General features: G+C 64.3%; 12 protein-coding genes. 6 read left to right on the top strand and 6 right to left on the bottom strand.

The window, feature by feature from the left end:
• The 4 genes from HBA99_RS13110 to HBA99_RS13095 are packed head-to-tail and all read left to right on the top strand — an operon-like array spanning position 1 to position 3,910.
• The gene (locus HBA99_RS13110; RefSeq protein ID WP_030097758.1) at positions 1-1,071 is read left to right on the top strand and encodes a branched-chain amino acid ABC transporter permease; all 1,071 of its coding nucleotides are present in this window, start codon (positions 1-3) and stop codon (positions 1,069-1,071) included.
• Complete coding sequence (locus HBA99_RS13105; protein ID WP_057965808.1) at positions 1,068-2,240, top strand: branched-chain amino acid ABC transporter permease; 1,173 nt, start codon at positions 1,068-1,070, stop codon at positions 2,238-2,240. The genes HBA99_RS13110 and HBA99_RS13105 overlap by 4 nt, the downstream gene beginning before the upstream one ends.
• The gene (locus tag HBA99_RS13100) at positions 2,237-3,184 is read left to right on the top strand and encodes an ABC transporter ATP-binding protein (RefSeq protein WP_070952532.1); all 948 of its coding nucleotides are present in this window, start codon (positions 2,237-2,239) and stop codon (positions 3,182-3,184) included. Before HBA99_RS13105 ends, HBA99_RS13100 begins: the two co-directional genes overlap by 4 nt.
• On the top strand, positions 3,185-3,910 hold the full coding sequence (locus HBA99_RS13095) for an ABC transporter ATP-binding protein (RefSeq protein WP_030097761.1): 726 nt from the start codon (positions 3,185-3,187) through the stop codon (positions 3,908-3,910).
• Here the strand turns inward: HBA99_RS13095 and HBA99_RS13090 are convergent.
• The 4 genes from HBA99_RS13090 to HBA99_RS13075 all read right to left on the bottom strand — a co-directional run bounded on the left by HBA99_RS13090 (position 3,892) and on the right by HBA99_RS13075 (position 7,060).
• Positions 3,892-4,599 (bottom strand): YwaF family protein, encoded by a 708-nt coding sequence (locus tag HBA99_RS13090; protein WP_030097762.1) that lies wholly within the window; start codon positions 4,597-4,599, stop codon positions 3,892-3,894. The two genes, HBA99_RS13095 and HBA99_RS13090, sit on opposite strands and share 19 nt — an antisense overlap.
• A 39-nt stretch (positions 4,600-4,638) precedes the next feature.
• Positions 4,639-5,844 (bottom strand): lipid-transfer protein, encoded by a 1,206-nt coding sequence (locus tag HBA99_RS13085; protein ID WP_030097763.1) that lies wholly within the window; start codon positions 5,842-5,844, stop codon positions 4,639-4,641.
• On the bottom strand, positions 5,841-6,281 hold the full coding sequence (locus HBA99_RS13080; RefSeq protein ID WP_030097764.1) for a Zn-ribbon domain-containing OB-fold protein: 441 nt from the start codon (positions 6,279-6,281) through the stop codon (positions 5,841-5,843). Before HBA99_RS13080 ends, HBA99_RS13085 begins: the two co-directional genes overlap by 4 nt.
• A gap of 68 nt (positions 6,282-6,349) precedes the next feature.
• Positions 6,350-7,060, bottom strand: a complete 711-nt coding sequence (locus HBA99_RS13075; RefSeq protein WP_070952531.1) for an SDR family NAD(P)-dependent oxidoreductase — start codon at positions 7,058-7,060, stop codon at positions 6,350-6,352.
• 131 nt (positions 7,061-7,191) lie between these two features.
• On the opposite strand from HBA99_RS13075, the gene HBA99_RS13070 reads away from it, so the two are divergent.
• Positions 7,192-7,599: a winged helix-turn-helix transcriptional regulator gene (locus tag HBA99_RS13070; protein WP_070952633.1), complete on the top strand. Its 408-nt coding sequence runs from the start codon at positions 7,192-7,194 to the stop codon at positions 7,597-7,599.
• Positions 7,600-7,631: 32 nt separating this feature from the next.
• Positions 7,632-10,340: a DNA polymerase I gene (gene polA / locus HBA99_RS13065; RefSeq protein ID WP_070952530.1), complete on the top strand. Its 2,709-nt coding sequence runs from the start codon at positions 7,632-7,634 to the stop codon at positions 10,338-10,340.
• Here the strand turns inward: polA and HBA99_RS13060 are convergent.
• Positions 10,337-10,876: a hypothetical protein gene (locus HBA99_RS13060; RefSeq protein WP_109494430.1), complete on the bottom strand. Its 540-nt coding sequence runs from the start codon at positions 10,874-10,876 to the stop codon at positions 10,337-10,339. The two genes, polA and HBA99_RS13060, sit on opposite strands and share 4 nt — an antisense overlap.
• A 73-nt stretch (positions 10,877-10,949) precedes the next feature.
• A complete protein-coding gene (locus HBA99_RS13055) occupies positions 10,950-11,909 on the bottom strand; it encodes a cytochrome c oxidase assembly protein (protein ID WP_070952529.1) in 960 nt (319 codons plus the stop codon).
• Position 11,910 lies beyond the last annotated feature (1 nt).

Below are 11,910 nucleotides of genomic sequence, written 5' to 3'. Positions count from 1 at the left end.
ATGATTTCGGGGTGGATGGCACAAACAGATGTGCAGGCCAGCACAATTTCATTCGATCTGCACGGACTGTGGAACAGCATCGGTCAGCTGACGATCGACGGTTTGGCGTGGGGCGCCATCTATGCGTTGGTCGCGGTGGGTTACACGCTCGTCTTCGGGGTGTTGCGTCTGATCAACTTCGCGCATTCCGAGGTGTTCATGCTGGGCATGTTCGGGGCGTACTTCGCCCTGGATGTCGTGCTCGGGTTCTCGCCCGGCGGCAATGCCTATAACAAGGGCGTCTCGCTGACCGTGCTGTACCTCGGTGTCGCCATGCTCATCGCCATGGCGGTATCGGCCACCACAGCGCTGGGGTTGGAAGCGGTCGCCTACCGCCCGCTGCGTCGCCGTGGCGCACGGCCCTTGACGTTCCTCATCACCGCCATCGGGATGTCTTTCGTTATCCAGGAATTCGTGCATTTCGTGCTGCCGAAGATCCTCAAGGGTTACGGCGGCAGCAACGCGCAACAGCCAATCCGGCTGGTGACGCCCAGGCCGGTATGGACCTTCGGCCCATTTGATGTGGGCGGCCGCCACATTCCGTTCCAGGCCACGATCACCAACGTCACCCTGGTCGTCGTGGCAGCGGCCTTGGTGCTGGCCTTCATCACCGATGTCGCGATCAATCACACCAAGTTTGGGCGCGGTATTCGGGCGGTCGCACAGGACCCCACGACGGCGACGCTGATGGGTGTCTCTCGCGAACGCATCATCATGACGACCTTCATCATCGGTGGTCTGCTGGCCGGGGCCGCCGCACTGCTGTACACGCTCAAAGTTCCGCAGGGCATCATCTACTCCGGCGGATTCCTGTTGGGCATCAAGGCATTCTCTGCCGCGGTGCTCGGCGGTATCGGCAATCTGCGCGGAGCGCTGCTCGGGGGCCTGCTGCTGGGCGTGATGGAGAACTACGGGCAAGCGGTGTTCGGCACCCAGTGGCGCGATGTGGTGGCCTTCGTCCTGCTGGTGCTCGTGCTCATGTTCCGGCCCACCGGCATTCTCGGTGAGAGCTTAGGGCGGGCGAAAGCATGACCACCGCAGCACGCGCCCTGGCGCCGGGAGACTCGATACGCCGATGGTGGTCCGAGCTGGCCCGTCCGGTCCAGTGGGTGTACGGGCTCATCGGATTCGCGCTCATGGCACTGCTTCCGGTGTGGAAGATTCCGTACCTGAACACTCCCAATACCAGCTTCGGCGGGGTAATGGCCCAGTTCGCTATGGTGGCGCTCATCGCGATAGGCCTGAATGTCGTTGTGGGACAAGCTGGATTGCTCGACCTGGGGTACGTCGGTTTCTACGCCATCGGTGCGTACACGGTCGCATTGCTGACCAGTCCCGACAGTCCCTGGAATCGCATGGGGACATCGGCCTTCTTCAGCTCGAGCTGGGCCTGGTTGTCGTGTCTGCCCATCGCGGTCGCGATCGCCGCCTTCTTCGGTCTGGTGCTGGGCACCCCCACGCTGCGCCTTCGGGGTGATTACCTGGCCATTGTCACGTTGGGATTCGGCGAGATCATCCGCCTGCTCGCCGATAACCTGGAGGTCACCAACGGACCCCGCGGCCTGCACAAGATCGCCTATCCGCACGTGGGGGAGCAGTACGTCCGTGGTGGCGTCTTCTCCAGCGGCAATTCAGGTGGTCACCTGAACTATGGGGTGTGGTGGTACTGGCTGGGACTCTGCCTGATCGCGGTGGTGCTGATACTGATGGGCAATCTGGAGCGCAGCCGGGTCGGCCGCTCGTGGGTGGCCATCCGGGAGGACGAGGACGCCGCCGAGATGATGGGGGTTCCCACGTTCCGGTTCAAGCTGTGGGCCTTCGTGATCGGCGCCAGCATCGGCGGACTGTCCGGCGCCCTCTACGCGGGCCAGGTCCAATACGTGGCATCGCCCACCTTCAACATCATCAACTCGATGCTTTTCCTGTGCGCCGTTGTCCTCGGCGGTCAGGGCAACAAGCTCGGCGTGATCTTCGGCGCGTTCATCATCGTTTACCTGCCCAATCGCCTTCTCGGCGTGCAGGTGCAGGGTGTCGACCTCGGCAATCTGAAGTACCTGTTCTTCGGGTTGGCGCTGGTTGTCCTGATGATCTTCCGGCCGCAGGGCCTGTTCCCGGCCCACCAAAAACTGATGGCCTACTGGCGCAAGGCAACTGAGCGGATTGGCGCCAAGAAGCCTGAGGAAGCCGAGGCCACGGCATGACCGAGCACGACGAGACCAGCACCGAAGCCGCGCCGGAAGTCGACGAACTCGGTGACTCCGGGAACGCGGTTGACCTCGCCGAGGAGGCCCCGGACGAGGCCGATTCCGCCGAGGCAGAAGTGCTGCTCGAGGTCAAGGAACTGACGCTCAAATTCGGTGGCCTGCAAGCCCTCGACGGGGTCAGCTTCGATATTCGGCGCGGGGAAATCCTTGGGCTGGTCGGCCCCAACGGTGCGGGCAAGACGACCTGCTTCAATGCCATCACCGGGGTGTACAAGCCGACATCGGGCGCCATCGTGTTCGACGGGAAGCCGCTGCGCCGCCTACGGCGCCACCAGATCACCCGGCGTGGGATCGCCCGGACCTTCCAGAACATCCGGCTGTTCGGCGAGATGACCGCCCTGGAGAACGTCGCGGTGGGCACCGACGCCCGGCACAAGACGTCGGTGCTGGGCGCGCTGCTACGGACCCCGCGGCATCGCCGCGAGGAGCACTACGCCGTCGATGTGGGGCTGGGGCTGCTCGACTTCGTCGGCATCGCCGATGTCGCCGACGTCAAAGCCAAGGAGCTGCCGTATGGCAGCCAGCGCAGGCTCGAGATAGCGCGGGCGCTGGCGACCGAACCCAAACTGCTCTGCCTGGACGAGCCGGCCGCCGGGTTCACCCCCAGCGAGAAGGAATCGCTGATCGAGCTGATCCAGCGCATCCGCGACTACGGGTACACGGTGTTGCTCATCGAACACGATATGAAGCTGGTCATGGGCGTCACGGATCGCATCGTGGTGCTCGAATTCGGCAGGAAGATCGCCGACGGCCTGCCCGCCGAGGTACGAAACGATCCGGCGGTCATCGAGGCGTACCTCGGAGTGGCCGATGAGGAGTTCCACGGACCCGATCCCGGTTGGCTCGATTCGGCCGCACCCGATACCGAAAGCGAGAGGTAGATGCCTCCCGTACAGCTGAAACTCAACAACGTCGGGGTCCACTACGGTCCGATCCAGGCGGTGAGCACGCTGTCCTTCGACGTCCGGGAGGGCGAGCTGGTCACCCTGCTCGGTTCCAACGGCGCCGGCAAATCGACCACCATGCGCGCCATCTCGGGTCTGGTGCCGCTGAGTTCGGGGACGATCTTCTTCGAGGGCCAGGACATCTCGAAGATGAAGGCGCACAAGCGCGTCAAAGCCGGGATCGTGCAGGCCCCCGAGGGGCGCGGAATCTTCCCCGGCATGACCGTCGCCGAGAACCTTGAAATGGGTTGTTACGGAAGAAAATTCAAGTCCCGGGCGGAGCGCCGGGAGCGTCTCGACTGGATCAACGCGTTGTTCCCGCGGCTGGCCGAGCGTCGGCACCAAGAGGGCGGCACGCTCTCCGGCGGCGAGCAGCAGATGCTCTCCATTGGACGTGCCCTGATGGCCAGGCCGAAGATCCTTCTGCTCGACGAGCCTTCCATGGGTCTGGCCCCGCTGCTGATCACGAAGATCTTCAACATCATCGAGGAGATCAACGCCTCGGGGACCACGGTGGTTCTGGTCGAGCAGAACGCACAGCAGGCACTGAGCCGTTCGGACCACGCCTATATTCTGGAGACCGGATCGGTCGTGCGATCCGGTGCCGGGCGAGAATTACTGCAGGACGACAGCATTCGCTCCGCCTATCTCGGCGTGGTCTGACGTTCGCCGGTTTCAGCCGCCGATCGCTGCCACGGCCAGGTCATCAGCGCCCAGACCGTCAGGACCAGTACGGTCGCGGTGACGACATACCACGGCCACGGACCCATCAGGTCGAAAAGACTTGCGGTCGAGGGTTTCTGATTGAGAAATCCATAGTTTGACCCGGCGGCAGCATTGAAGGCCATGGTGAAGACAGCCCAGGACAACGTGACTATGGCGGTCATGCGATAGCTGCGCCAGGTGGGGCGCATGCCCCGTCCCCAGGTGAGATAGATGGCCGCCCACACCACGAGCAGATGTATCGACCAGAACGCCAGGAACCCCCGCCCCGGGAAGTCGGGACCTGTCAGCACGGGGGAGATCAACGCCTGGCTGCTGAGCACCAGGCCCCAGTAGTAGGTCAACGCGTATGCCCAGGTGCGCTGGGACCACAGCGCATAGGCGGCGACAGCGGTCGCCAGGTCGGTCAGCCGCAGAGGCACCGAGGCCTCGATGCGCGGGGGGATACATCCCGCGATCAGTATGGCGGCATAGATGATCGCGGTCACGGCGCCGAGCACCCGCCCCAGAAGGCGGGCTGGGGTATCGGTGAGCCGACGCCCCTGCCACACCAAGAGCCCTGCGCCGAGCACGAATACGGCCAGAATCACCCAGTGCGACGGGCCGTACGCGTGGAACTGTCGCACCATCGCTTGAGGCTAACGCCCCGCGATCGTAGGTAAGCGCTGCTAGCGCGCCACAATCACCGACGAGCCGTTGCCGAACAAGCCCTGGTTTGCGGTAATCCCAACCCGGGCACCCTCGACCTGCCGGTCACCGGCCTGCCCGCGCAGCTGCCAGGTCAGCTCGCACACCTGCGCGATGGCCTGCGCCGGAATGGCCTCGCCAAAACAGGCCAGACCACCGGAGGCATTCACCGGGATCCGGCCGCCGACCGTCGTGGCGCCGCTGCGCAGCAGCTGCTCACCCTCACCCTTGGCGCACAGGCCCAGGTGCTCGTACCAGTCCAGCTCCAGGGCCGTCGAGAGGTCGTACACCTCGGCAAGGCTCACGTCCTCGGGGCCGATACCGGCCTCCGCGTACGCGGCGTCAACGATCTGGTCCTTGAAGACACGATCGGGCGCCGGCACCACCGCGGTGGAATCGGTTGCGATATCGGGGAGTTCGGGAAGATGCTGCGGATACTTGGGGGTGATGGTTGCGACGGCGCGCACCGAGGGCACGCCGTCGACCGAACCGAGATGCTTCTTCACGAAGTCGGCGCTGGCCACAATGAGGGCCGCTGCGCCGTCGCTGGTCGCGCAGATGTCCAGTAGCCGCAGCGGATCCGACACCACCGGGCTGGCCAGCACATCCTCCACCGAGGATTCCTTGCGGAAACGCGCGTTCGGGTTGTTCAGGCCGTGCCGGGAGTTCTTGACCTTCACCTGGGCGAAATCCTCTGCGGTCGCGCCGTAGAGGTCCATCCGCCGCCGGGCCAGCATCGCGAAGTACACCGGGTTGGTGGCTCCGATGAGGTGGAAACGCTGCCAGTCCGGGTCGGCCTTGCGTTCGCCGCCTACTGGTGCGAAGAAGCCCTTGGGGGTGGTGTCGGCCCCGATGACCAGCGCCACATCGCAGAATCCGGCCAGGATCTGAGCGCGCGCACTCTGCAACGCCTGTGAACCACTGGCGCAGGCCGCGTAGGTCGAACTGATGGGCACACCGTTCCATCCCAGCTTCTGGGCGAAGGTCGAACCGGCGATGAAGCCCGGGTAGCCGTTCCGGATGGTGTCCGCTCCGGCGACGAATTGAATTTGGCGCCAATCCAGTTCGGCGTCTTGAAGCGCGGTGCGGGCGGCCGCCACGCCGTACTCGGTGAAGTCGCGTCCCCACTTGCCCCATGGGTGCATGCCCGCGCCGAGGATGTAGACGGGATCCGGGGTGCGGCTCATGCGGAAACCTTCTTCCATGCGTAGACCAGCCGCTCGACACCCTCGTCGTCGGTGTACAGCGGCTCCAGGGCGAGTTCCATTGGCTGGCCCACCTTCAGATCGGCAGCACCGGTACCGGCGACGACCTTGCCCAGCACGATGATGCCCTCGGCCGCCAGCTCGACCGCAGCGATCGCGTACGGCTCGTACGGATCAGAGGGCGGATACGGGGGAGGTGGTGCGTACTGGTTCTCGGTGTAACTCCAGACCGTGCCGCGCGAGGACAGCGGCACCTGATCCAGCACATCGCTGTCACAGGCCGGGTTGGGGCAGTTGTTGGCGCGTGGCGGAAACACAATGGTGGCGCACTGTGTGCACTTGCCGCCAATCAAATGCGGTTGGCCGGATTCGTCGGTATCGAACCAGCCGTCGACGGCAGGGGCTTGATCTGTAGGCACCCGGTCAGATTACCCATGCTCGCGAACGAATTGAAACGTGTGTCAGTTTTGTGTCCCGCGCAGCGGGATCAGGGCCGGAAGGCCGAGTCCCGCGGCACGAAATTCTCGAACGTGCTGCGCACCGTTGACATACCCCACAGGTGCTCAGCCAGCGCCGCCGATTCGACCGTCGGAAACCCGTGGGCGCCCCCGGGTGTTATCGCCGCCATCTCACTGCCGAGAATGAGAGCCCCGATGGTCAGCAGCCCGACGTACACGCCGCGTGGCGCCATCTCAGAATGTAAGCCCTGCAGGTAGTTTCGTGCCGCGGCGGCAGCCGGACCGGGCCCACTCATCTCCGGCATCGCCCTGGCCCCGGTACCGCCGATGGTGGCCAGGATCGTTCCGCGTTTCCGGTCAATCATCCCCGGCAGCGCGGCGCTCACCGTGCGGATCAGCGGCCGCACGAACAGCGCCCAGTAATGGTCGGCCTCGGCGGCGGTGAGATCGCGCGCCGGGGTGAATGCCACCGGCGACGAGGGGCCGTAGTAAATCGCCTCGATTGGCGGCAATGTGGTGTCGACTGCTGTGAGAAGTTCCTCGACGCGGATGTCATCGGTGAGGTCCACGGAAAACGCGGTCGCGCTCACTCCTCCTCCCGCGAGGTCTGCCACCAAAGTATCGAGTGGTTCGCGTCGGCGGCCGACCACCGCAACGTGGAACCCTTCGCGCCCAAACCGCCGCGCCACCGCTGCTCCGGTGCCACTGCCGGCACCCAACACCAGCATTGTTCTGTCCATGACTAACCTCCAGGTCATATCATTTCTTCTGATATGTGCGTAGCACCATCATGGAGATGTTTTAGACCTCTTACAAAAGGCACACACGTGTGCGCCCGCGAACAAGGATGTGCGTGGTGACCGAGCTCGACATGACCTCCGTCGGCCCCGCGTTGCCGAGGATCTGTGCCGGGGTAGGACTCGCCGAAGGTGAATTCATTCGGGAGGTACTCGACCGCGTTGGCGACAAGTGGAGCGTGCTGATCATCGCGACCCTGCACGATGGCCCGCGCCGATACACCGAGCTGCACGAGGCCATTCCGGGCATCTCGCAGCGCATGCTCACCCGCACGTTGATGCTGTTACGCCGCGATGGCCTCGTCACGCGCACCGCGTTCGCCGAAGTGCCACCTCGAGTCGAATACGCGCTGACACCGCTGGGAATCGACCTGCACGGCATCTCCGCCGCGTTGGTGCTCTGGGCACGCACCCATCACGTGCAGATCCGTGGTCACCGAGCTGTGTTCGACGCTGCGCTGGATAAGGCATCGGGGTCATAGGTGCTGTCGCACCCGTTGCTTAGGGTAGGAGGGTGACTGCGCCTGCGACGAAGACCGGAACCAAACAGCCGACCCTCCTGCTGCTCGACGGTAACTCGCTGGCGTTCCGGGCGTTTTATGCACTCCCGGCCGAGAACTTCAAGACGCAGTCCGGGCTGACCACGAACGCGGTCTATGGATTCACCTCGATGTTGATCAACTTGCTGCGCGATGAGGCGCCCACACATGTGGCAGCAGCCTTCGACGTTTCCCGCAAGACGTTCCGCTCGGAGCGGTACCCCGAGTACAAAGCCACCCGCTCGGCCACGCCCGATGAGTTCCGCGGACAGATCGACATCACGAAGGAAGTCCTGCAGGCGCTCGGCATCACCGTGCTCGCCGAGGAGGGCTTCGAGGCAGACGACATCATCGCCACCCTGGCCACACAGGGACAGGCCGAGGGTTTCAAGGTCTATGTGGTCACCGGTGATCGCGACTCGCTGCAGCTGGTCAACGACGACGTGACGGTGCTGTATCCACGCAAGGGCGTCAGCGACCTCACCCGGTTCACGCCGGAGGCGGTGGTCGAGAAATACGGCCTGACGCCAACCCAGTACCCGGATTTCGCGGCACTGCGGGGCGACCCGAGCGATAACCTGCCCGGGATTCCCGGTGTCGGCGAGAAGACCGCGTCCAAGTGGATCCTCGAGTACGGCTCGTTGCAGGAATTGATCGACAAGGCCGACACCGTGCGCGGAAAGGTCGGCGACTCACTGCGCGCAAACCTGGCCTCGGTGGTCCTGAATCGTGAGCTCACCGATCTGGTTCGGACGGTGCCGCTTCCGTATGTCCCTGCCCAGCTGGCGCTGGCCCCCTGGGATCGTGATCAGATCCACCGGCTCTTCGACGATCTCGAGTTCCGGGTACTGCGTGACAGGCTGTTTGAGACCCTGGAGGCTGTCGAGCCTGAGGTAGACGAGGGATTCCAGCTGGTGGGCCAGGCACTCGAGCCGGGAACTGTCACCGACTGGCTGGCCACACACACCTCCGATGGTCGCCGTAGCGGACTAGCCATCGTCGGGGCGTACACGCCCTATGACGGCGACGCCACGGCGGTGGCCGTCGCTTCGGCCGACGGCGATGGTGCGTACATCGACACCACCACGGTCACGCCAGAGGACGAAGCAGCTCTCGCGGCGTGGCTGGCCGACGAAGCTCGCCCCAAGGCGCTACACGAAGCAAAACAGGCCATGCACGCACTGGCCGGGCGTGGGTGGCAGCTCAACGGTGTCACCTCCGATACCGCTCTCGCGGCCTACCTGGTGCGCCCGGGGCAGCGCAGCTTTGCCCTCGACGACCTGTCGTTGCGGTATCTGCGCCGCGAGCTGCGCGCCGAAGACGATGGAGAGCAACAGCTCTCACTACTCGATGACGACGGCGCCGGTGATGCCAAGGCAGCTCAGGCCCAGATGTTGCGTGCCCGTGCCGTCATCGACCTCGCCGATGCACTCGACATCGAGCTCGAACGTATCGAGTCGTCGGGTCTGCTGGCTGACATGGAGCTGCCGGTCCAGCGGGTGCTTGCGGGATTGGAATCCGTCGGTATCGCCGTCGACATCGACCACCTGACCTCTCTGCAGAACCAGTTCGCCACCGGTATCCGCGAGGCAGCCGACGCCGCCTACGCGGTGATCGGTAAGCAGATCAACCTGGGCTCTCCAAAACAGCTGCAGGTTGTGTTGTTCGACGAGCTCGGCATGCCCAAGACCAAGAAGACCAAGACCGGCTACACCACCGACGCAGATGCCCTGCAGACACTTTTCGACAAGACCGGACATCCATTCCTGGAGCATCTGCTCACACATCGCGACGTCACCAGGCTGAAGGTCACCGTCGATGGGCTACTGAAATCCGTTGCGGCCGATGGGCGTATCCACACCACCTTCAACCAGACGATCGCAGCGACGGGCCGGTTGTCATCAACCGAGCCGAACCTGCAGAACATCCCGGTGCGCACCGAGGCCGGTCGTGAGATCCGGGACGGATTTGTGGTCGGCGCGGGTTACGCCGAGTTGATGACGGTTGACTACAGCCAGATCGAGATGCGCATCATGGCGCATCTGTCGGCCGACGAGGGCCTGATCGAAGCGTTCAACACCGGCGAGGACCTGCACTCGTTTGTGGCCGCCCGCGCATTCGGGGTGCCGATCGACGAGGTCACCGGCGAGTTGCGCCGGCGGGTCAAGGCGATGTCCTATGGCCTGGCCTACGGATTGTCCGCCTATGGCCTTGCCACCCAGCTCAAGATCTCTAATGACGAGGCCAAAGAGCAGATGGACCAGTACTTTTCGCGATTCGGTGGCGTTCGCGAATACCTGCACGCCGTGGTGGATCAGGCGCGTAAGGACGGATACACCTCGACAGTGCTCGGCCGGCGCCGCTACCTGCCCGACTTGGACAGCGGCGATCGTCTGCGGCGCGAGGCGGCCGAACGTGCCGCTCTCAACGCACCGATCCAGGGGAGCGCTGCCGACATCATCAAGGTCGCGATGATTACCACCGACAACGCTTTGCGCGACAAGGGCTTACAGTCACGCATGCTCCTTCAGGTGCACGACGAGCTGCTGTTCGAGGTGGCCGACGGCGAGCGGGAGACGCTGGAAGCGCTGGTCCGCGAAACCATGGGTTCGGCATATCCGCTCGATGTGCCACTGGAGGTTTCGGTGGGGTACGGCCGCAGTTGGGATGCCGCGGCCCACTAGTCCGTCAGGCCCCGGCTCGCTAACCAGCCAGGCACCGTCATGGTGCTCGTTACCTCGTCGAGGTCCAGCACCACGCGGGTCTGATCGTTGATCAGCTGCACGGCGCGCTCGCAGACGGCAATGGACTCGCTACGCACAGCGGCATGGATTGCGTCGTTGATGTCCGAAGGCAGAGCCGCCGAATCGTGCGTGAGGCGTCCGGCCGTACGTGCGGCGCGGGCGCTGATTTCGCGCAATGTGCTCCCGGCGTGGCGGCGGATCGTCTCCACGGTGGTGATGGCGCGGGCGAGCGCGAGGTATTTCTCGCGGGTGTCGGCCTCGGGGGCATCAGGCTGGCCAAGTCGATTCGTGGCCTCACGAAGCCTGTCGGAATCGTCGACGGCCTCGAAAGCGAGGTAGAAGCCCGCGACGGCACGACCGATGGGTGTCGAGATATCGACTGCGGGGGAGGACGGCCGTGGTGGGCGCTGACGCGGAGCGGACTCCGATAACGGCGAGTCGACGGGCGACGGCAGGCCGCACCGTGGGACATCCATCTGTCCATACTGCCCGAAAAATAGACGAAGTGTGCAGAAGTTGACGAGGGAAAGATCACTAGCGACGCGGATCTCAGCGTTGCCCGAACCGCTCCCGCAGCTGCGGATCGTTCTCCCACCATAACGTCGAGGAGCCCTCGTCCTGCTCCGCCGCGTCGCCCACATCGGCTATGGCCTGGTCGGCCTGGTCGAGTTCCGCGTCGATCCGGGCTGCCTGCGCTTTGTCGTCGGCCGACAGCGCACGCATGAGCAGCAGGAGAAACGGAAGCCCAAGGACGTCGCCGAGTATCCAGAGAATCCCGGCACCATAGGTCTGATCGGTCCGCATATCCGGTCCCCAAGAGCGGTGCAGCGCCAGGTAATAGGCCGACGCCACAAGCGGCCCCTGCCACAGCACCAAACCCAGTATCCCGTCGCCGATCGTCTCGGCCACGCTGATCAGCAGTGAGATCAGCTGTGGGTACCTGCGGGGTACCTGGTCAACCTGAAGGCGGGCATAGAAGTACGAAAACCCTATGAACACCAACAGTGTTTTTGTCGCCGCACCGAGCACGCCGACTGTGAGGGAGGCCGTGTACCAGGGCGTGAGATAGAGCAACCATGGGGTGACCAGCATCGCCAGAGATGTGGTGAGCGGGTGAGTGACCACGCGCGCGGGCATCGACGACACTGCGCTATCGAATCTGTCCAGCATGCGCGGATGCAGTGCGCTGCGCACAACAGTGACCGGCCGCCCCAGGGCTAAGAAGAACGGGACGACCAGCAGTAGCAAGACAACCTGCAGTGCACGCATCCAGAACAGCGCCTGCGCATAGACACCGATGACGCTCATGCATGCCAGCGCCCAGCAGCCGATTCCAACGAAAAAGCAGCTCGCCGAGGCGGCACTGACCGTCACCTGATGGCGACACGCGCGAACCAGTGCCCAGCTATAGCCCGCGCCGAGCAAGACAGTGCACACGGCCGCGGCCGCATCGAAATGCCAGGCACACCAGAGCATCGTCCAGGTCGGTGGCTCAGCGGGTGCGAACATC

This window comes from Mycobacteroides chelonae, from assembly GCF_016767715.1.
In the GTDB taxonomy this organism is placed as follows: domain Bacteria; phylum Actinomycetota; class Actinomycetes; order Mycobacteriales; family Mycobacteriaceae; genus Mycobacterium; species Mycobacterium gwanakae.
The sequence above is the reverse complement of the archived record's forward strand: the minus strand, read 5'-3'. Positions and strand labels throughout refer to the sequence as shown.